Origin of the sequence: Flavobacterium notoginsengisoli, from assembly GCF_014207905.1 — a bacterium.
Lineage (GTDB): Bacteria > Bacteroidota > Bacteroidia > Flavobacteriales > Flavobacteriaceae > Flavobacterium > Flavobacterium notoginsengisoli_A.
Genome location: NZ_JACHLB010000003.1, coordinates 150,358 through 173,427, shown reverse-complemented (window position 1 = coordinate 173,427; position 23,070 = coordinate 150,358). Strand labels below are relative to the sequence as shown.

At 36.6% G+C, this 23,070-nt stretch carries 11 protein-coding genes; all 11 read left to right on the top strand.

The features are described from left to right. Positions 1 to 76: 76 nt before the first annotated feature. The 11 genes from HNP35_RS11260 to HNP35_RS11210 all read left to right on the top strand — a co-directional run bounded on the left by HNP35_RS11260 (position 77) and on the right by HNP35_RS11210 (position 23,032). The gene (locus HNP35_RS11260; RefSeq protein WP_317618012.1) at positions 77 to 3,229 is read left to right on the top strand and encodes a DUF6298 domain-containing protein; all 3,153 of its coding nucleotides are present in this window, start codon (positions 77 to 79) and stop codon (positions 3,227 to 3,229) included. Between the two features lie 274 nt (positions 3,230 to 3,503). Further along, positions 3,504 to 4,910 (top strand): glycoside hydrolase family 140 protein, encoded by a 1,407-nt coding sequence (locus HNP35_RS11255; RefSeq protein WP_184161643.1) that lies wholly within the window; start codon positions 3,504 to 3,506, stop codon positions 4,908 to 4,910. A 172-nt stretch (positions 4,911 to 5,082) separates the two neighbouring features. Then, positions 5,083 to 6,651, top strand: coding sequence for a glycoside hydrolase family 28 protein (locus HNP35_RS11250; protein ID WP_184161640.1), 1,569 nt, complete (start codon positions 5,083 to 5,085; stop codon positions 6,649 to 6,651). A 262-nt stretch (positions 6,652 to 6,913) separates the two neighbouring features. After that, on the top strand, positions 6,914 to 7,831 hold the full coding sequence (locus HNP35_RS11245; RefSeq protein ID WP_184161637.1) for a glycoside hydrolase family 43 protein: 918 nt from the start codon (positions 6,914 to 6,916) through the stop codon (positions 7,829 to 7,831). 143 nt (positions 7,832 to 7,974) lie between these two features. Next, positions 7,975 to 9,837 carry a six-hairpin glycosidase gene (locus HNP35_RS11240; RefSeq protein WP_184161635.1) on the top strand — a complete coding sequence of 621 codons (1,863 nt, stop codon included), beginning with the start codon at positions 7,975 to 7,977 and terminating at the stop codon, positions 9,835 to 9,837. 157 nt (positions 9,838 to 9,994) lie between these two features. After that, entirely contained in the window at positions 9,995 to 12,775 is a 2,781-nt protein-coding gene (locus HNP35_RS11235) for a glycoside hydrolase family 78 protein (RefSeq protein WP_184161632.1), read from the top strand. 148 nt (positions 12,776 to 12,923) lie between these two features. Further along, complete coding sequence (locus HNP35_RS11230; RefSeq protein ID WP_184161629.1) at positions 12,924 to 14,342, top strand: acetylxylan esterase; 1,419 nt, start codon at positions 12,924 to 12,926, stop codon at positions 14,340 to 14,342. A 155-nt stretch (positions 14,343 to 14,497) separates the two neighbouring features. Beyond that, entirely contained in the window at positions 14,498 to 16,948 is a 2,451-nt protein-coding gene (locus HNP35_RS11225) for a glycoside hydrolase family 95 protein (protein ID WP_184161626.1), read from the top strand. 288 nt (positions 16,949 to 17,236) lie between these two features. Then, a complete protein-coding gene (locus HNP35_RS11220; protein ID WP_184161623.1) occupies positions 17,237 to 18,805 on the top strand; it encodes an MGH1-like glycoside hydrolase domain-containing protein in 1,569 nt (522 codons plus the stop codon). A gap of 187 nt (positions 18,806 to 18,992) precedes the next feature. Continuing rightward, positions 18,993 to 21,743 (top strand): glycoside hydrolase family 78 protein, encoded by a 2,751-nt coding sequence (locus HNP35_RS11215; RefSeq protein ID WP_184161620.1) that lies wholly within the window; start codon positions 18,993 to 18,995, stop codon positions 21,741 to 21,743. A 143-nt stretch (positions 21,744 to 21,886) separates the two neighbouring features. Further along, complete coding sequence (locus HNP35_RS11210) at positions 21,887 to 23,032, top strand: sialidase family protein (protein WP_184161617.1); 1,146 nt, start codon at positions 21,887 to 21,889, stop codon at positions 23,030 to 23,032. Positions 23,033 to 23,070: the final 38 nt, after the last annotated feature.

Sequence of the window (23,070 nt, the reverse complement as noted above, 5' to 3'; positions counted from 1 at the left end):
TAGGATTTTATAAATTTATTGTTCCTTAAAAGGTTAATTTTAAGAATCTAAATTCTGAAATTTAAAATAAGAAAAAGTGAATTTCAATCAAGTACAAAATATAGTTTCTTCTTATAAAAACACATTTTCGTTAATGTGTATCACTCTTTTCATTAGCGGAAACATCACAGCCCAAAACAATTTCCCAGATATCGTAAAAACTAAAGAAGGCAAACTTTCTTTCACAACTGATAATCAAGGAAACCAAATTCCTGATTTTTCTTTTGCAGGATATAGAAACTCTGAAGTTCCGCTTCCGAATCTAGAGAACAAGATTTTTGTTTCTAAACAAGAAGAAGATGCTACACAAAAAATCCAAAATGCGATTGATTATGTAAGCTCATTAAAACCAGACAAATCAGGTTTTCGTGGAGCTGTTTTATTGGATAAAGGAATTTTCAAAATCAGCGGAACATTATACATCAGAAAATCTGGAGTTGTTTTAAGAGGAAGTGGTAATACCGAAAAGGGAACTGTACTTTTAGGAACAGGATTAGAAAGAGAAGCTTTAATTAGAATTTTAGGTGAAAATGATAAAACCTATAAAGATTCATTTGAATTTGCGAATGCTTATACGCCACTTGGAACTCAGAAAATTCAATTAAAAAACACAGCAAAATTAAAAGTCGGAGACGAAATCGAAATCAGCAAACCTTTAACGGATAATTTCATTAAAGAAGTAAATATGCAGGATTTCGGTGGAGAAACTTCATGGATTGGCTGGAAAAAAGGAGATTGGACGACGACTTGGAATAGAGTTGTAACCAAAATAAACGGAAATGAAGTAACCGTAAACGCACCAATTACAATGTCTTTGGATGATGCTTTCGGAACTTCAAAAGTAACGGTTTATTCATGGGCAGGAAGAATTGAGCATATAGGAATTGAAAATATCTTAATAAAATCAACTTACAATCCTTCAAACTTAAAAGACGAAGAACACCGTTGGCAGGCAATCAGTATTGAAAACACCAGAAATGCTTGGGTAAAACAAGTTAATTTCAAACATTTTGCAGGCGGAGCTGTTACAGTTCTAAAAACAAGTCAGCAAGTTACGGTTGAAGACTGTATCGCTACAGAGCCGATTTCAGAAATTGCTTCATTCAGAAGACATACATTTTACACAGAAGGTCAGCAGAGTTTATTCCAACGCTGTTATTCAGAATTTGGATATCATGATTTCGCTGTGGGCGGATTTGGAACTACAGGTCCAAATGCGTTTGTTCAGTGCGAATCGCATATGCCATTCGAAAATAGTGGAGCAATCGGAAGCTGGGCAACCGGAGTTTTGTTTGACATTGCCAATATTGATGGAAAACCTTTAAGTTATAACAACAGAGAACAAGGTGGAAGAGGCGCAGGATGGACAGCAGCGAATTCTGTATTTTGGGAATCATCAGCTTCAAAAGTAGAATGTTATAGTCCGCCAACAGCACAAAACTGGGCTTTTGGAGTTTGGGGACAATTTGGAGGAAACGGACATTGGAAAAACGTAAACGAACATATCAGTCCAAGAAGTTTATTTTACACACAGTTAGAAGCCAGATTAGGAAAACTTCCGGTTCAGCCATTTATTTACGATTTAGGTTCAGAAGCTTCTTCAAGTCCGAGTGTAGAAGTGGCTGCGGAATTGACTAAAAACTCAGCAACGACAGCAAAAAGTTTACAAGAATTGATTGCAGAAGCTTCAAAAGCAAATCCAATTAATACAGATAGTAAAGGTTTAAAAAATGCAAACGATTTAAAAGTTGTTGCAAATAAAACAGAAAAACCGACTTCAAAAGTAATCGCAGAAAATGGTTGGTTAACTTTTGAAGGAAAAGTAATTGCAGGAAAACAAACCAACGTAGCTTGGTGGAGAGGCGATTTAAGTGATGATTTCGTAAATAAATCTACACCGCACATCACCCGTTTTGTGCCTGGAAGAACAGGAAACGGATTGACAGATAAAGTACAAGAAACGGTAGATTATTTAACTAAAAACAATATTATTGCTTTAGAACACAATTACGGTTTATGGTACGACAGACGAATGGACGATCACGAACGCGTTCGAAGAATCGATGACGATGTTTGGCCTCCGTTTTACGAACAGCCTTTTGCCAGAAGCGGACAAGATTTTGCTTGGGATCATTTGAGCAAATATGATTTAACAAAATTCAACGATTGGTACTGGAGCCGTTTAGCACAGTTTGCAACATTAGCAGAACCAAACGGACAATTGTTAATCAATCAGCAATATTTTCAGCATAATATTTTAGAAGCTGGAGCGCACTGGGCAAGTTCGCCTTGGCGTTCTGCAAACAATATTAACAGCACAGGTTTTCCGGAACCACCGCCTTATGCAGGAGACAAACGTATTTTCATGGCGGAGCAGTTTTACGATATTACGAATGCTCAAAGAAGAAAATTACACGAAGGTTTCATCAGAAAATCATTTGAAAACTTTCAGGAAAACAGCAACGTAATTCAGCTGACAAGTGCCGAATATACAGGTCCATTACATTTTATGGAGTTTTGGATTGATCAGGCACAAAAATGGAAAGATGAAACTGGAAAAAAAGGTTTGATTGGTTTAAGTGCTACCAAAGACGTTCAGGATGCTATTTTGAATGATACCAAAAGAGTAAAAACAGTTGATGTAATCGACATTCGTTATTGGTATTATAAAGAAGACGGCTCAGCGTACGCACCGCAAGGCGGAGTTAATTTGGCGCCAAGACAGCACGCCAGAAAACTAAAAACCGGAAAAGAAACCGACAATCAAGTTTATCGTGCCGTACGTGAATACAGAGAAAAATATCCTGAAAAAGTCATTTTATATTCAACAGACGGTTCTTCAAGATTCGGATGGTCAGCTTTAATGGCGGGGGCTTCATTGCCAAACATTCCGAAAATTGAACTTCCACAGTTTTATTCCGCTTTAAGCGAAATGAAATTAGTTGACGGAAATACGTTTTCAGACAATCTTTGGAAATTGGAAAATAAAGGGAAAAGTTATCTTTTTTACTTGAAAAACGACCAAGATGTCACAATCGATTTAGCAAACGAAAAAGGAACATTTGAAGTGTTTGCAATCAATGCTTCAACAGGAAATATAACTAAAAAAGCAAACATCAGCGGAGGAAAACAAGTGACAATTCCACAAGCGGAAATAAAAGAAAAAGTGCTTTTTGTAGTGAAGAAATAAAAGAAAGGTTTAGCCACGAATTACACGAATTTGCACGAATTTAATTTTAAATTAAATCTGCTCAATCTGCAAAATCTGCGAGATTAAATTTTTCACGCAGATTTTAAAAAGATTAAAGCAGATTCAACAGATTTTTAAATTTTGATCTGCGCAAATCTGCTTAAATCAGCTGAATCTGCGTGAAATAAAAAACACAAGCAGAATAAAAATTAGTGAAAATTAGTGTAATTCGTGGCTAACAAACCCAAAAAACATAAATTCAAAAACAACCAAAATGAATCTGAAAATTAAATCTTTATACGCTCTTTGTATAAGCTTTATGTTGACAGCACAAAGCGGATTTTCGCAATCTGCCAAAACAAAAGCATCTCTACCTGAAATCAAAGTATCTAAAAATCAGCATTATTTTGTTACCGAAAACGAAAAACCATTTTTCTGGCTAGGCGACACAGGCTGGCTGGCATTCGGAAAATTGGACAGGGCAGGAATTGAGAAATATTTCAAAGACAGAAAAGACAAAGGATTTAATGTAGTTCAGGTTATGGTTTTGCATAATATCAATGCGGTTAATGTTTATGGAGATGCAGCTTTAATCAACGAAGACGTTTCAAAACCTTTGATCACCGCAGGAAATGATTTCAAAGATGCAAAACAATATGATTATTGGGATCACGTAGATTACACTTTAGACGTAGCTCAGAAAAATGGAATTTACGTTGCAATGGTTCCAGTTTGGGGAACCAACGTTTCAAAAGGAAATAAAGTAAGCAAAGAACAGGCAACAGTTTACGCTAAATTCTTAGCTGACCGCTATAAAAACAGAACCAACGTAATCTGGTTAAACGGTGGAGACACACATGGAAATGAATTTCAGGATATCTGGAATGCTATCGGAAATACTTTAAAAAGCAATAATCCAAACCAGTTAGTGACTTTCCACCCGTTTGGAAGAACCGATTCTTCAGAGAATTTCCACAACGAAAAATGGTTAGATTTCAACATGTTCCAATCTGGGCACAGAAGATATGATCAGGATTCATCAAAAACGAATTTCAAAGAAGATAATTACAAATTTGTTCTAAGAGATTTCGAATTAAAACCAACAAAACCTACACTTGACGGAGAACCATCGTACGAAGGAATTCCACACGGTTTGCACGATACACTTCAGCCAAAATGGACAGCAAATGATGTTCGCCGTTACGGATATTGGTCGGTTTTATCAGGCGGTGCAGGTTATACATACGGACACAATGCTGTAATGCAAATGTTTAGAAAAGGCGATAAGCCAGCATACGGAAACAAAGAATTATGGACATCAGCCATCAATGCGCCAGGAGCAAAACAAATGGTTTATATTAAGAAATTAATGGAAGAAGTGCCATTTTTAGAAGGAGTTCCAGATGTTTCTTTAGTAGTAAATCAAGGCGAAAAATACGATTATATTCCAGCGATAAGAGGAGCAAAATACGCTTTATTATATACTTACAACGGAAGAATAATTGAAGCAAAACTAGGAAAAATTGCTGGAGATAAATTCGAAGCAACTTGGTACAATCCAAGAGATGGAAAGAAAATTAAAATCGGAACATTTGATAATAAAGGAACTCAGAATTTTCAACCTGCTGGTAAAAAAGAAGATGGCAATGACTGGGTTCTGATTTTGAAGTCTACTAAGTGATTAGTGAAAAGTAATAAGTAATTAGTGAAATGCTTTGATTCACAAAAATGAGAATAAAATATTTCACGCAGATTTAAAATGATTTAAGCAGATTCTGCAGATATTTTTAAAATATAAATCAGCGTTAATCTGCTAAAATCTGCCAGATCTGCGTGAAAGAAAAAACACTACTATGAAAAACATACTAATAATACTCTGCTTCATAACCGGATTAAACACCGCTTTCGCACAAGACGGCTGGCTAAACATCCTAAAAGAAGGCGGAAACAACAAAGGAATAAAATGCACACAAGCCATTCAGAATGCTATCGAAAAAGCATCTAAAAACGGCGGTGGAACCATCTTTTTTCCTGCGGGAGAATATTTAACTGGAGCTTTAACATTAAAAAGCAATATCACGATTCACTTAGATTCTGGAGCACTTTTAAAGTTTTCAGAGAACTTCGATGATTTTCTTCCTTATGTAGAAATGCGTTACGAAGGAATTGTAATGAAAAGTTTCCAACCTTTATTTTACGCCAAAGATGTAGAAAACATCACCATCACAGGAAGAGGCGTAATTGACGGACAAGGAAAAGCGTGGTGGAACGAAGTCTATCGAATTGAAACGGCAAAAGAACCACTTCCTCCAACTAAATACCAAACGATGTGGGAAGAGCAAAACAAAGGTCTTTATACAGAACCGTATTACAAAAGAACGGTTGACAAGAAATTCTTCAGACCATCTTTCTTTCAGGCTTATAACTGTAAAAACATTTTGATTGAAGGCGTTACGTTCAAAAATTCGCCTTTCTGGACTATTAATCCAGAATTTTGCGATAATGTGACCGTTACCGGAATCTCAATTTTCAATCCGCATTCACCAAATACAGACGGAATTAATCCTTCTTCTTGTACTAATGTTCATATTTCAAACTGCCATATCAGCGTTGGAGACGATTGCATCACGATTAAATCAGGAAGAGACGGTGACGGACGTAAATACGGAAAAGCAACAGAAAATGTAACCATCACAAACTGTACGATGTTAAGCGGTCACGGCGGAGTGGTTATCGGTAGCGAAATGTCGGGTGGAATCAAAAAAATCACGATTTCAAACTGTGTTTTCGACGGAACAGATCGCGGAATCCGTATCAAATCGGCTCGCGGAAGAGGTGGTGTTGTAGAAGATATTCGTGTCGATAATATTGTCATGAAAAACATCAAAGAAGAAGCCATCGTTTTGAGCCTTTTCTACGATAAAGGAACTACCGTTGAACCTGTTACAGAGAAAACGCCAATTTTCAGGAACATTCATATGAGCAATATTACGGCTTCAAACGTAAACAAAGCTGGGCAAATTCTGGGAATTACCGAAATGCCGATTCAAAACATCACTTTCTCCAACATCAATATGGATGGAAAAGAAGGTTTTACAGTAAACACGGCTACAGACGTAGAATTTCACGATGTAAAAGTGAATGCAACTGCAGGTTCGTCTTTCAAAATCTCAGATTCAAAAAATGTGATTTTAGACAATGTTGGATCTTCAACGGCCATAAAAGGAGTTCCGGTTATCAAATTAGATAATGTTTCAAATACGTTGATCAACAATAATTTTCCATTCAATCCAACCGATATTTTTATCGAAGCCAATGGAAAAGACACTAAAAATATTTTCCTAAAAAACAATGTGTTCAACAATGTAACAACAGCGGTAAAAAAGGGAAAAGATTTAGATAAAAAAGCAATTACAGAATAGTTTATTCCTGCAAGGTTTTCAAAACCTTGTAGGTATTTAATAATTATATTTAGAAGCAGAAACAATAGACATTTTTGGAAACATCGTCCCGCTTTCCGTTACAATCTTTTGTATCTCGTTAAAGAAACGAGATACAAAAGGATTTTCACTGCAATCGGGGCTAAAGAGAAAGATTAGGCTTTTTTGCAATCAGTAGGATTCTGAATTAAACATAAAATATACCTACAAGGTTTTGAAAACCTTGCAGGAGAAAAAAGAAGAAATGAAAAAAATATTCATCATACTAACCCTTTCGCTTTTTGCTGTGAGTTATTCGCAGAAAAAGAAAGATTTATATCTTTTTACGTCGTTTAGAGAACCTGCAACAGAAGGTTTATATTTGGCGTACAGCGAAGACGGTTACAATTGGAAAGGATTAGAAGGATCATTTTTAAAACCAGAAATTGGAGCCAGTAAAATTATGCGTGATCCGTCAATCACAAAAGGAGCAGACGGAACCTATCACATGGTTTGGACAACCGACTGGAAAGGCGGAAACGGTTTTGGCTACGCAAGTTCAAAAGATTTGATTCATTGGTCAGAACAGCAATACATTCCCGTAATGAAAAACGAACCAGAAGTCGTAAACGTTTGGGCACCGGAGATTTTTTATGATGATGTAAAAAAGGAATACATAATTATTTGGGCATCGACCATCCCGTTCCGATTTGAAAAAGGAGTTGAAGAAGAGAAAAACAACCACAGAATGTATTACGTAACGACAAAAGATTTCAAGACGTTTTCGGATACAAAATTATATTACGATCCAGGTTTCAGCGTAATTGATTGTGTGATTGTCAAAAAAGGAAAGAAAGATTATGTTTTGGTTTTAAAAGACAACACAAGACCCATGCGAAACATAAAAGTAGCTTTCGGAAAATCGCCTTTAGGGCCGTTTCAAAAAAGTTCAGCGCCTTTAACAGAATATTTATCTGAAGGTCCAACGGTAGTAAAAGTCGGTAAAAACTGGCTGTTATATTATGACAATTACGGTTCAAAAAATTATAAAGCGTTAAGCACAACAGATTTTGTTCATTTTGAAGATGTATCTTCCAAAATAAGCCTTCCCGAAGGACACAAACACGGAACGATTACAACAATCTCTGCCGACGTTTTAAAAGGATTAATTGAAAAGAAATAGTTAAAAAAATTTCACGCAGATTTAAAAATGATTTAAGCAGATCAAGCAGATTTTTTAATCTGCATAAATCAAAAAGATTAAAATTAAATCTGCATAAATCAGCTAAAATCTGCAGAATCTGCGTGAAACAAAAAAAATATAAAATGATTGCTTTCCAAAACATAAAAATCAACATCATCACAGCCACAATTATTTTGGCTTGTACCGCTGTAAATGCACAAAACGACACGGTGCGTTATGTTGGCAAAACACTTTCAAACATCGATTACCATCACGGACAGTTAAGTCCAGCGGTTGGAGTTCACGCTACGCAAATCATGCGTGCAAGCCGTGAACATCCTGAAAAAGCAGATGGTTTTGGATGGACGTACAATCACCAGCCGATGATGGCGTATTGGAATAATACTTTTTATCTGCATTATTTAAGCGATCCTTCGGGAGAACATATTCCGCCAAGTCAGACTTTATTAATGACTTCTAAAGACGGTGTAACGTGGACAAAACCAGAAGTGATTTTTCCAATTTACCGTATTCCAGACGGATGGAAAAAAGAAGGAGTTGAAGGCGTTGCCAAAAATCTCGATGCGATTATGCACCAGAGAATGGGCTTTTATACTTCAAAAGACAACCGACTTTTTGCTTTAGCGTATTATGGAATCGCAATGGATGAAAAAGATGATCCAAATGACGGAAAAGGAATTGGACGTGTGATTCGTGAAATAAAGAAAGACGGAAGTTTTGGCGAAATCTATTTCATCAGATACAATAAAACTTGGGATAAATCGAAATCGAAATTCCCATTTTATACCGCATCAAAAGACAAAGGTTTGAAAAAAGCCTGCGAAGAAATTTTATCAGAGCCGTTAGTTTTACAGCAATGGGTGGAAGAAGCGGATCGTGACGATGAATTGATTCCGTTGCAGAAACCATACAAAGCGTTTAGTTATTACCATTTGCCAAACGGAAATGTTGTTGGTTTATGGAAACATGCTTTAACATCTATTAGTAGAGATGGAGGAAAATCTTGGGATTATATGCCATTACGCGCGCCAGGATTTGTAAACAGCAATGCTAAAATCTGGGGACAAAAAACATCAGACAATCGTTATGCAACACTTTACAATCCGTCAGAATATCGTTGGCCTTTGGCAATTTCAACAAGCGACGACGGACTTAATTATAAAGATTTATTATTGGTTCACGGAGAAGTAAGTCCGATGCGATATGGCGGAAACTACAAATCTGCCGGTCCGCAGTACGTTCGTGGAATTACAGAAAAAAACGGAACTCCACCAGACGGAAAAATCTGGGTAGGTTACAGCATGAATAAAGAAGATATTTGGGTGGCGTCGATTCCGGTTCCAGTAACTTCGGTTGTGACAGAAAATGTAAATGACGTTTTCAATACTCTTCCAGACGGACAAGAATTGAAATTATGGAATACCTACAATCTTTCTTGGGCATCAACCAAAATCGAAAAGAAAGCCGATGGTAAAAAATGGTTAACGTTGAGAGATCAGGATTATTTTGATTATTCCCGTGCTGAAAGAGTGATTCCTTTCGCATCAAAAATGGAAGCGGTTTTCACCGTAAAACCAGAACAAAATAATCATGGGTTATTGCAAATTGAGTTTCAAAATAAACAAGGTTTACCTTCTGTAAGATTGATTTTTGATTCGGATGGAGAATTAAAGGTAAAAAATGGTGCGCGTTTGAGTTCGGTTACAAAATACGAAGCAAACAAAGCCTATACAATCACAGTTAAATTAGATGCTAAAAACCGTCAGTACACTATAAAAGTAAACGATGGAAAAGAATCAACAAAAATATTTTATGCGCCAACAGATGGTTTTGAGCGAATCATGTTCCGCACAGGAGAACAGAGACATTCGCCAGACCCGGACACAGCGCCAGACACAGACGATTACGACGACCTGCCTCAAACCGGAAAATTAATCCCAGAAGCGGTATTTAATATCGAATCGTTGATTACTAAAAAGTTGTAAAGAAAAATAGCCACGAATTCACGAATTATTTTTATAATCGATACGTAGTTTTTGTCATAAATTAATCGAATTATAATTTCGGTATAAATTAGAGAAATAAAACGCAAAGAATAATTAGAGAAAATTCGTGAATTCGTGGCGAAAAAAAATATACAAAGTGAAGTTTTTTAAAAGCATATTATTAGCCGTTTCCCTTCTAGTTACTTTAGTTTCTAAAGGACAAGTTCTCCCTGTACGCCTAACAACAGAAATGGCAGAAAATCCATTAGCAGTTGTGGAGAATCAGCCGAGATTGGGTTGGCAGTTGATTTCAAAAGAATCCGATGCCTCTCAGGTTGCCTATCTTATTTTAGTTGCTTCATCAGAGGAAAAACTAAATAATGACGATGGAGATGTTTGGAATTCAGGAAGAGTCAATTCAGATAAAAACCTGCATATTGTTTATAGCGGAAAACCATTAAAAAGCGAAACCAAATATTTCTGGAAAGTTAAAGTTTGGAATCAATCAGGAAAAGTTTCAAAATGGAGTAAAAATGCTTCGTTCAGAACGGCGCCGTTAGAATCCGATTTAAATCCAACTTGGATTGGTGCGATTACCAAAGCCGACAGTCATTTACCAGAAGGAAGAACGTATCATACAGCGACTTTCAACAGAGAAAAAAAGATGTCCTTTATCAATGCTTCCGATTCTTTGGCACGAAGAAGTATTATGCTTCGCAAACCTTTCGAAATTGAAAAAGTAGTTAAAGAAGCTGTAGTTTATATTTCAGGTTTAGGACATTATGAATTGACTATCAACGGTAAAAAAGTGGGTAACAGCCAATATGCTCCTTTATGGACCGATTACGATAAAACGGTTAACTACAATGTTTACGAATTAAGCGCAAAAGAATTTCAAAAAGGCGATAACGTAATTGGCGTTCTATTAGGAAACGGAATGTACAATACGCTTGCCGAGAGATATACCAAATTCTTCGTGAGTTTTGGTCCGCCGACATTATTCTTTAAAATGAAAATCAAGTATAATGACGGTTCAGAAGAAATTGTAAAATCTGATGGAAGCTGGAAATACAGTAAAAGTCCGATTACGTACAACAGCATTTTTGGAGGAGAAGATTACAATGCCAACTTAGAACAAAAAGACTGGAATCGTAAAGGATTCAAAGATAGAGAATGGAAAAAAGTAATCATTCAGGAAGCGCCAAAAGGAGTTTTAAGACCACAGACTGCACCGCCAGTTACGATTCAGAAACAATATGAAGTGAAAACCGTAAAAGAACTGAAACCAAATTTCTATGTTTTTGATATGGGACAAAATCTTTCGGGATTTCCAACCATCAAAGTCAAAGGAAAAAGAGGACAATCGATTCGAGTTTGGGTTGCTGAAGGTTTGAATGAAGAAGGAACAATTGCGCAGGGAAGATCTGGAAAACCGTATTATTACGATTACACTCTAAAGGGCGATGGAGTGGAAGAGTGGACACCAAAATTTAGTTTCTACGGTTACCAATATGTTCAGATTGAAAACATTAATTATAAAGAAGATAAAAATAAAGAGTTTCCAACTTTGGTTGAGTTGAAATCGAATTTCATTTACAATTCGGCTGGAGAAGCAGGAAGTTTTGTTTGTTCGAATGAGATTTTCAACAAAACACACGAACTGATTAATAACTCGATAAAAAGTAATTTCCAAAGCGTTTTTACCGATTGTCCACAACGTGAAAAGTTAGGTTGGTTGGAAGAAATTCAGCTGAATGGGCCAGGATTGATGTTCAATTATAATCTTCAAACTTTCCTTCCTGCAACGATGCAGAACATTTCCGATTCACAACGTGACAACGGCTTGATTCCGACAATTGTTCCAGAATATGTAATCTTTGGAGGAGATTTTACCGATTCTCCAGAATGGGGAGTTACGGGCGTAATTCTGCCTTGGATGTATTACGAATATTACGGAGATGCTTCATTATTAGAGAAATATTACCCTGTAATGAAAAGGTATGTCGATTATTTAGGAACGAAAGCAACAAACAATATCGTTTCTCACGGTTTAGGCGATTGGTATGATTACGGAACACATCCTGCGGGATATTCTAAAAATAGTCCGATTGCGCTTTCTGCCACTTCTCACTATTATTATGGAGCATATTTGACGGCAAAAGCAGGGAAATTATTAGGTAAAACAGAAGATTTTGAAAAGTACAATACATTAGCTTCAGACATTAAAACAGCTTTCAACAAGGAATTTTTCAACGAAGAAACCAAACAATACGGAACCAATAGTCAATTTAGTAATGCTGTTCCGATTTTTATGGATATTGTAGAACCGCAATATAAAGAAGCGGTAATGCAGAATCTTTTAGCCGATATCAAAGAAAAAGGAGATCGCTTGACAACGGGTGATGTTGGAAATCGTTATTTATTCCAGACTTTGGCACAAAATGGCGAAAACGAAACCATGTACAGAATGCATAATCATTACGATGCACCGGGTTATGGTTTTCAGATTAAATTTGGTTTGACCACTTTAACAGAACAATGGGATCCGAGAAAAGGAAATTCGTGGAATCACTTTATGTTAGGGCAAATCGAAGAATGGTTTTACCAAAGTTTAGCGGGAATCAAATCGGATCCTGAAAAACCAGGTTTCAAACATTTCTTTATTCAGCCAGAAGTGATGGGCGACATGACTTTCGCGAAAGCGGATTATCAATCGGTTTACGGAAAAATAGCTTCTTCTTGGGAAAAGAAAGACGGCAAGTTTATTTTGACAGTTCAGATTCCGGTAAATACAACAGCAACAGTAAAATTGCCAGTTGCTAAAAATTCAGAAATAAAAATTGATAGTAAAAAAGTTAGAGCTGGTTTTGATGAAAAAGCGCAAAAGCCAGTTTTAGAATTAGGATCGGGAATTTATACAATAGAATGCACAATATAATGGAACGCGGATGAAACAGATTTACTTCGTAAAGACGCGGATAAAAGCGGATTTTTCTTTTTTAAATAAATAAAAAAATCCGTGTAAATTAGCGTTTTCGCGATAGCGAATCAGTTTCATCAGCGTGCCAACACACAACAATATCAAAATGAAAAAAATAAAATACATCTTCTTAGTTTCCATTTTTGCTTTGACATTTGCCAATGCGCAAAGTACTTCAGATACTAATTTTAGAAAACCGGTATCAGAAACACTTAAAAAAATCGAAACTACATTTAACGTAACCATCAACGACGACAGAGGATTACTAAAAGGAAAAGAACTGGACTATGCCGACTGGAGAATTGAACCCGGAAATCTGCCACTTTCGCTGACTAATATTTTGGCACCGTTTGAATTGATGTATTTTAAACAATCCGATGGAACCTATATCATTCGCAAATATGAAAACCATAAAGTTTCAGTTGATAAAGGAAAAGAACGCTTATTTTATTTAGAAAGCCTTTACTCGACTAAAGAGCAATGGGAGAAACGCAAAGCAGAGTTAAAAGCTTGTATGATTGAATCATTTGGATTAGAAAAGGCACCCCCAATGCCAAAATCGAAACCAATTTTAACAGCAAAGAGAATTTACAAAGATTACAGTGTAGAAAATATTGCATTAGAAATTCTTCCAGGAGTTTACGCAACAGGATCGATTTACAAACCGTATCCGTTCAATAAAAAGTCGGCTGTAATTATTACACCAGACGGTCATTTCGGCGATGGAAGATATAGAAAAGATGAGCAGTACCGTTGCGCTATGATGGCTAAAATGGGCGCAATTGTAGTGGGTTACGATTTATTTGCTTGGGGCGAATCTTTATTGCAATTTCCAGAAGAAACACACAGAAACAGTATTGCATCGACAGTACAATTATTGACAGGAATTCGTTTACTGGATTATTTGTCAACCGTAAAAAATGCCGATATGTCAAGAGTTGGTGTTACTGGTGGTTCTGGCGGAGGATCGCACACAATGTTTTTATCGGCGATAGATGATAGAGTAAAAGTTTCGGCTCCGGTTGTGATGGTTTCGTCTCATTTCTCAGGCGGTTGCCCTTGCGAAAGCGGACGTGGTATTCACTTATGTGGAAACGGAACTAATAACGCTGAAATCTCAGCAATGATGGCGCCAAAACCGCAATTGATTGTTTCTGACGGAAAAGACTGGACATTGGCGGTTCCTGAACTGGAATTTCCTTTTATCCAAAGAACATATGAATTGTACGGAAAGAAAGATTTAGTAGAAAATGCGCATTTTGCTAAAGAAGGGCATGATTTCGGAATCTCAAAACGTATGGCTTTGTATCCGTTTATGGCGAAATATTTAAATTTAGATATGAATAAAATAAAGAACGAAAAAGGCGAAATCGACGAATCGACTTGTGTGATTGAACCAAAAGAAAAGTTGCTGGTTTTTGGAGATAAAGGTGAAAAACTGCCGAAAAATGCTTTGAAAGACATCAACAAATTATATGAAATGTTCGGAGAAAAAAATCTGAAAGTTTACGAGGTTAAAAAATAGATTTATAGCCACGAATTCACGAATTATTTTTATAGACGAAACGTAATTTTTACCTGAAATTACTCGAATTAATTTTTTCGGTAAAAATTAGAGAAATAAAACACAAAGAATAATTAGAGAAAATTCGTGAATTCGTGGCGAAAAAAAAATATACTATGAAGTTAAAAATTAAAATAACGGCAATCTGTCTTGGGATTTTTTCCTTAACAGCAACAGCTCAAAGCGATCTAAAATTATGGTACGATAAACCTGCATCCATCTGGAACGAAGCCTTGCCTTTAGGAAACGGACGTTTAGGAGCAATGGTCTTTGGTGATCCAGCGGTAGAACGTTTGCAATTGAACGAAGAAACTATTTGGGCAGGATCTCCAAACAGCAATGCACATTCCAAATCAATAAAAGCATTGCCAATTGTTCGTCAGTTAATTTTTGACGGAAAATTTGATGAAGCACAAGATTTAGCAACGCAAGATATCATGTCACAAACCAATGACGGAATGCCGTATCAGACTTTCGGAAGCGTTTATATTTCATTCAACGGACATCAAAAATATACCGATTATTACCGTGATTTAGATATCAGTAATGCAACGGCGAAAGTAAAATACAAAGTAAACGGCATTGAATTTACGAGAGAAATTCTAACCGCATTTTCAGATCAGGTCATTGTAGTAAAACTTACTGCGAGTCAGCCTGGACAAATAACTTGTAACGTTTTCATGAACAGTCCGATTGATAAAACAGTCGCTTCGACAGAAGGAAACCAGATTATACTTTCGGGAGTTGGAACTAACTTTGAAGGCGTAAAAGGAAAGGTAAAATTTCAAGGCCGATTAACCGCTAAAAATAAAGGCGGACAAATCGATGCCAGCAATGGCGTATTAAGTATCAATAAAGCCGATGAAGTGATTTTATACATTTCGATTGCAACCAATTTCAAAAACTATCAGGATATTTCGGGAGATGAAATTGCGAAAAGCAAAGAGTATTTAACGAAAGCAGAAACAAAAGATTTTGAAACCATAAAGAAAGCCCACGTTGATTATTACCAAAAATTCTTCAACAGAGTTGCCTTGGATTTAGGTTCGAATGAATTGACTAAGAAACCAACAAACGAAAGAATCAGAGATTTCTCGAAACAGTTTGATCCGCAGTTGGCTTCGCTATATTTTCAATTTGGACGTTATCTTTTAATTTCTAGTTCACAGCCGGGAGGACAACCAGCCAATCTACAAGGAATTTGGAACGATATGGTAACACCGCCTTGGGACAGTAAATACACGACAAACATCAATGCCGAAATGAACTATTGGCCGGCACAAGTAACCAATTTGCAGGAAATGCACGAACCTTTTGTGCAAATGGCAAAAGAATTGGCCGTGACAGGTGCAGAAACTGCGAGAATGATGTACAATGCTAGCGGATGGGTTTTACACCACAATACCGATATCTGGCGTGTAACCGCTCCGGTAGATTCAGCTGCGTCAGGAATGTGGCCGACTGGTGGTGCTTGGGTTTGTCAGGATTTATGGGAAAGATATTTATATACAGGCGATAAAAAATATTTAGCAGAAATTTATCCAATCATGAAAGGCGCTGCCGATTTCTTTTTAGATTTCATGATTGTGGATCCAAATACAGGATATTTGGTGGTTGTTCCGTCAAGTTCTCCTGAAAACACACATGCAGGCGGAACTGGAAAAGCGACAATTGCATCAGGAACTACAATGGACAATCAGCTGGTTTTTGATTTGTTTACGCATGTTATGGAAGCTTCGGCTTTGGTTGCTCCAGATGCTGTTTACGCGAAAAAAGTAAGCGATGCTTTGGCAAAAATGCCTCCAATGAAAGTGGGAAGACACAATCAGTTGCAAGAATGGCAAGACGATTGGGACAATCCGAAAGACAATCACAGACACGTTTCACATTTGTACGGATTGTATCCAAGTAATCAGATTTCGCCAATAAAAACACCTGAATTGTTTGAAGCGGCTAAACAATCGCTAATTTACAGAACAGACGAATCTACAGGTTGGTCGATGGGATGGAAAGTAAATTTATGGGCGAGATTATTAGACGGGAATCATGCGTATAAACTGATTCAGGATCAATTGCATTTGGTTACGGCAGATCAAAGAAAAGGCGGAGGAACATATCCGAATATGTTGGATGCGCATCAGCCATTTCAAATTGATGGTAACTTTGGATGTACTGCCGGTTTTGCCGAAATGCTGATGCAGAGTCAGGAAGATGCGATTCAGTTATTACCTGCTTTACCAACAGTTTGGAAAGACGGAAGCATAAAAGGTCTAGTAGCAAGAGGAGGTTTTGTAATTGATATGACTTGGAAAAACAATAAGGTTTCAACGCTTAAAATCTATTCGAAAATTGGAGGAAACTGTCGATTGAAAGTAGAAAATACGCTGAAAGGTTCTTCAATCAAAAAAGCAAAAGGGAAAAATTCAAATCCTTTGTTTTATGATGTAGAAGTAAAGAAACCGATTATTTCCAATGAAGCAAAATTACCTAAAGTACAATTACCGAATTACAATATTTACGATGTGAATATGAAAGCAGGGCAGACTTATACTTTTACAGGGAATTAAAAATATTTTAAAACCATATAAGTGATATAAGAAAATATAAATTTCAGGACGTTCCTGCAAGGTTTTCAAAACCTTGTAGGTATAAATGATTAAAGTTTGTGAATAAATAAGACACCTACAAGGTTTTGTAAACCTTGCAGGAGTAGTAAACCTTGAAAGAGTAGGAAAACGTGAAGGTCTCTTGCGTGAGTGATGGAAGTGGAGCTCTCCCGATTTTTCATCGGGAAGCGGGAACGGACAGCACGACCCGGAGGGGCACGCCCAAAATATTAAAATTAATTAGATAGAATGTTGACAAATCTTAAACATAAAATAATAACACTTTCAATAGCAATTGCATGTATAAACAGCAGTTGTAAATCGGGTGCAGACTATTCTCAAAAAAGAAAATCGGTTATTTTAAAAGAAAAAAACTTCAAACATTATGTTGATTATTTTAACACGATGGAAGATGAAAATTTGAAGTTTGCAATTCCAAATGACAGTGCTTGGGCATGGATGGAAAAGAATATTCCGTTGTTTGAATGTCCGCAGCAGAATTTTGAGGAAATTTATTATTTCAGATGGTGGAGCGTTCGTAAACATATTAAGAATACTCCCCAGGGATTTGCAATTACCGAGTTCTTGGTAGATCGTTCTTATGCTGATAAATACAACATGATCAGCTGTGCTTTGGGGCATCATATCAACGAATTCAGGTGGGTTCATGATCCGAAATATATTGAGCAGGATGTGAAACTTTGGTACCGAGGAAATGAAGGAAAACCAATGAACAAATTGTATAAATTCAGCAGTTGGACGGCGGATGCTTTATATAATCGTTATTTGGTAAATAAGGATGAAAAATTCTTATTGGATTTGTATCCAGACATGGTTACTGATTATGCTGTTTGGGAAAAAGATCGCCAGCGCAAAGATGGTTTATTTTGGCAACATGATGTAAAAGACGGAATGGAAGAATCCTTAAGTGGCGGACGAAAAGTGCAAAATGCAAGACCTACAATTAACAGTTATATGTACGGAAACGCTGTAGCGATTTCTAAAATGGCCGAAATGAAAGGCGATAAAGAAGCAGAAGCAAAGTTCAAAGCAAAAGCGGATGTTCTGCAAAAGTTAGTAGAAACAAAATTATGGAATCAAAAAAGCGAATTTTTTGAGACCTTTACAGAAAAAGATACTTTAGCTCAGGTTCGAGAAGCCATCGGATTTATTCCGTGGTATTTTAACTTGCCGGAGCAAAATAAAGGTTTTGAAAAAGCCTGGGAACAAATTAAAGATGAAAAAGGATTTTCGGCTCCGTTTGGTTTAACAACCGCAGAAAGAAGAAGTCCACGTTTTAGAACGCACGGAACAGGAACCTGCGAATGGGACGGTGCCATCTGGCCATTTGCAAGTTCGCAGACTTTAACCGCTTTGGCTAATGTTCTGAATAATTACAATCAGAATTATGTGGGTAAACCTGATTATTTCAAGCAGATGGAATTGTATGTTCAGTCGCAATATTACAGAGGAAGACCTTATTTGGGAGAATATCTGGCTGAAACAACGGGATATTGGTTAATGGGCGATAGAGAACGAAGCCGTTATTACAACCATTCGACTTTCAATGATTTAGTGATTACAGGTTTGGTTGGTTTACGTCCAAGAGCTGATGAAAAGATTGAAGTAAATCCGTTGATTCCACAAGAAAGATGGGATTGGTTTTGTCTGGATAATGTTTTGTATCACGGTAATATTATTACGATTCTTTGGGATAAAACGGGAGAAAAATATCATAAAGGAAAAGGTTTTAGAATCTTTAAAAACGGAAAAGAAATTGCGGTTTCTGAGAGATTGGAGAAGTTAGTTTCTGAATAAATTGAGAATCATTGAGCGGAATTTTTTCACGCAGATTTTAAACAGATTTAAGCAGATTAAAATAGATTTTTATTTTTTTGATCTCTAATTTGTTTAAAAATTTGATAATAAAAATCTGTGAACATCAGCTTAAATCTGCCAAATCTGCGTGAAATAAAAAACATCACAAAGACAACAAAATAAAATCATGAAAAAGTTTTTTTTACATCTAACACTAATCATTTCACTTTTCACAATTTCGGCGAAAGCCCAAAACAAAATCAGTGTAAGTGATTTAAAATGCGAAATGCTGACCAATCCAGAAGGAATTGATGTTTTACAGCCAAGATTAAGCTGGAAAATAAAAGCAGATATAAATGATGTAAAACAAACAGCGTATCAAATCACAGCTTCTTCAAGTTTAGAGAAATTAAATGCAGGAAACGGCGATTTATGGGAAAGCGGAAAAGTGCAAAGTGACGCTTCTGTAAATGTGATTTATAATGGAAAAAAATTAAAAGACAGACAGGACATTTATTGGAAGGTAACGGTTTTTACCAATAAAGGAGAAGTTCAAGCAAAAGAAACGGCACATTTTAGCATTGGGATTTTGACTTATGCGGATTGGAAATCGACACGCTGGATTGGTTATGAAAAATTGTCGAAAGATGATAGCATTTCGCAGTATTCAAAATTGTCAGCGCGTTATTTGCGAAAAGAAATCAACCTGAAAAAACAAGTCAAAAGCGCCAAAGTTTACATTATGGGCATGGGCTTGTACGAGTTGTACATCAACGGAAATAAAATTGGCGATCAGGTTTTAGCTCCAGTTCCTACGGACTATACCAAAAATATAAAATACAATGTTTTTGATGTGACTTCTCAATTGAAAGAAGGTAAAAATATGCTGGGAACGATTTTAGGAAACGGACGTTTTTTTGCCATGCGTCAAGATTACAAACCCTATAAAATCAAGTCATTTGGTATGCCGAAAATGGCTCTCCAATTATTTGTAGAATATACCGATGGAAGTAAAGACGTTATCCGCACAGACGATACTTGGAAACTAACAACCGACGGTCCGATTTTGGCTAACAACGAATACGACGGCGAAGAATACGATGCCCGTAAGGAAATGAAAGACTGGAGCACGACCAATTTTGACGATAAAAATTGGATAAACGCCAGATACGTTCAGGAACCAGGCGGATTCTACGAAGGACAGATGTCGGCGAATATGAAAGTAAAACGTGAAGTAAAACCGATTTCGATCAAACAGACACCAAAAGGAACTTATATCTTAGATATGGGGCAAAATATGGTGGGTTGGTTGCAATTGAAAGTAAAAGGAAATGCGGGAGACAAAATCACGATGAAATTTGCAGAATCGTTACAGCCAGATGGTTCGTTGTACATTGCCAATCTTCGTGATGCGAAAACAACAGATATTTATACTTTAAAAGGCGAAGGTGAAGAAGTTTGGGAACCTCGTTTTATTTTTCACGGATTTAGATTTGTGGAGATTTCAGGATTTACTACCAAACCAACTTTAGAGAATTTTGTTGGAAAAGTGGTTTATGATGATATTCAGACCACAGGAACTTTCGATTCTTCTAATCCGATAATGAATCAGATTTTTAAGAATGCTTGGTGGGGAATCAGCGGAAATTATAAAGGAATGCCAATCGATTGTCCGCAGAGAAACGAGCGCCAGCCTTGGTTGGGAGACAGAACAACTGGAGCTTACGGAGAAAGTTTCTTATTCGATAATCAAACTTTATATGCAAAATGGTTAGATGATATTAAAAATTCACAAACCATTGATGGTGGAATTCCAGATGTAGCACCAGCTTTCTGGCGTTATTACGGCGATAATGTGACTTGGCCGGGAACTTACATTACGGTTGCAGATATGCTGTATCAGCAGTTTGGAGATGCAAAAGTGGTGGAAAAACAATATCCGTACATGAAAAAATGGATGGATTATATGGAAGAAAACTATTTGGTTGATGATATTATGACCAAAGACAAATATGGTGATTGGTGCGTTCCGCCTGAGTCATTGGAATTAATTCGTTCAAAAGATCCTTCTCGTTTAACAGATGGGGAATTGATTTCGAGTGCGTTTTATTATCAGCTTTTAAATATCATGAAAAAATTTGCTGTAATCGCGAATGCTCAAAATGATATTAAACATTACGACGAATTGGCTTCAAGAATCAAAAAAGCATTCAACTCTAAATATTTCAACAAAGACAAAAACAATTACGCCAATAATACCGTAACAGCTAATTTACTGCCATTAACTTTCGGAATGGTTCCAGAAGAATTCAAACAAAAAGTTTTCGAAAATCTGGTACATGAAGTTGAAGTAACTAAAAACGGTCATGTCAGTACTGGCGTTATCGGAACACAGTTTTTAATGCGAACATTAACCAACTTCGGTCGTGGGGATTTGGCTTTCAAATTGGCATCTAATAAAACCTATCCAAGTTGGGGTTATATGGTCGAAAATGGAGCAACAACAATCTGGGAACTTTGGAACGGAAATACTGCAGATCCTGCTATGAATTCGCAAAACCACGTCATGCTTTTAGGCGATTTATTGATTTGGTACTACGAGAATATGGCAGGAATCAAGAGCAATCCAGAAACTCCGGGTTTCAAACAAATTATCATGAAACCTGATTTTGATGCTGGATTGACTTATGTAAATGCTTCCTACGAATCGGTTTATGGAACGATTAAAAGCGACTGGAAAAAAGATAAAAAAGCTTTGGTTTGGAATATTACGATTCCTGCGAATACAACGGCTATAGTGTATCTTCCTTCAAATGATGTTTCAGCTGTTTCAATTAATAAACAAAAGTTAGATAAAACTTCATATCCTCATTCAACAGAGAAAAATCAAATGTTGGTTACACTTTCGTCAGGGAATTATGCTATAAACGTTAAATAAGTTGCATTTTTAATAATTCGGGACAGTACAGGATACATTGTTAATTTTTTGGTGTTATTTTTACACTTATTAAATATTTTTACCTAAAAAAATGTTGGGTATGTATTTATAGTCAAAAAAAATAATTCATAATTTAATTAAGAATGAAGATATCAAAATTAGCATTTGTCTTGTTTGGACTTTTCCTTTTAGGAAGTTGTAAATCGGCTTTAGAGAAAAAGACCTGGAAAGAGGGAATTTTAGTAGATCAGTTTATTTATGATAAAGCACCTTATCCGTCTTGCCACGCCGTTACAATTGTCGAAGCTACAAATGGTGATTTAGTTGCCTCATGGTTTGGAGGAACGCACGAAAGACATCCTGACGTTTGTATTTATGTAGCTATCAAACCTAAAGGAAGCGATACTTGGAATGAAGGTGTAAAAGTTGCCGACGGTGTCATGAAAGATGGGCCAAGATTACCAACTTGGAACCCAGTTTTATACCAAATTCCGGGTGGCGATTTAATGTTATTCTACAAAATAGGTCCAAAACCATCAGAATGGTGGGGCGTAATCAGAACTTCATCTGATGGCGGGAAAACATGGTCTGAAGCACAAAAAATGCCAGACGGTTTCTTAGGACCAATCAAAAACAAACCAGTTTTATTAAGCAACGGAACTTTATTATGTCCGTCAAGCATCGAAGGCGATGGCTGGAGACTGCGTATGGAATCTACTCCGGATTTCGGAAAAACTTGGGTAATGGGCGACACACTTCCGAGAGGAAAACAAAAAATCAATGCGATTCAGCCAAGTATTTTATTTCACAAAGACGGAAGTATTCAGGCTATTGGAAGAACTAGAAACAGAGCAATCTTCAGCACTTTCTCAAAAGATAATGGGAAAACATGGTCGGCTGTTGAGTTAATCGGATTGCCAAACAATAACTCAGGAACTGATGCCGTAACACTTAAAGACGGCAGACATTTGTTGGTTTACAATCACGTTTTACCTCCAGGAAAAGAAGCAAAAGGTCCAAGAACTCCTTTGAATGTTTCGGTTTCAAAAGACGGAATTCATTGGAATGCTGCTTTGGTTTTAGAAGATTCAAAAATCAGTCAATATTCTTATCCCTCGATAATTCAAAGCTCTGACGGAATGGTACATATTGTATACACTTGGAGAAGAGAAAAACTGAAATATGTGAAAATCGATCCAAGAAAATTAGTGGCGCTTCCAATCAAAAATGAAATCTGGCCGGGAGAAGAAGGAAAAGTGGTAACGGCAGTAAAAGCGGAAGAAGAGTAAAATAAAGTTCGCCACGAATTCCACGAATTTTCACGAAT

What these genes read in the sequence shown, in the direction of transcription:
- HNP35_RS11255 (WP_184161643.1), top strand. Translation starts at nt 3,504, where the DNA reads ATGAATCTGAAAATTAAATCTTTATACGCTCTTTGTATAAGCTTTATG.
- HNP35_RS11250 (WP_184161640.1), top strand. Translation starts at nt 5,083, where the DNA reads ATGAAAAACATACTAATAATACTCTGCTTCATAACCGGATTAAACACC.
- HNP35_RS11245 (WP_184161637.1), top strand. Translation starts at nt 6,914, where the DNA reads ATGAAAAAAATATTCATCATACTAACCCTTTCGCTTTTTGCTGTGAGT.
- HNP35_RS11240 (WP_184161635.1), top strand. Translation starts at nt 7,975, where the DNA reads ATGATTGCTTTCCAAAACATAAAAATCAACATCATCACAGCCACAATT.
- HNP35_RS11230 (WP_184161629.1), top strand. Translation starts at nt 12,924, where the DNA reads ATGAAAAAAATAAAATACATCTTCTTAGTTTCCATTTTTGCTTTGACA.
- HNP35_RS11225 (WP_184161626.1), top strand. Translation starts at nt 14,498, where the DNA reads ATGAAGTTAAAAATTAAAATAACGGCAATCTGTCTTGGGATTTTTTCC.
- HNP35_RS11220 (WP_184161623.1), top strand. Translation starts at nt 17,237, where the DNA reads ATGTTGACAAATCTTAAACATAAAATAATAACACTTTCAATAGCAATT.
- HNP35_RS11215 (WP_184161620.1), top strand. Translation starts at nt 18,993, where the DNA reads ATGAAAAAGTTTTTTTTACATCTAACACTAATCATTTCACTTTTCACA.
- HNP35_RS11210 (WP_184161617.1), top strand. Translation starts at nt 21,887, where the DNA reads ATGAAGATATCAAAATTAGCATTTGTCTTGTTTGGACTTTTCCTTTTA.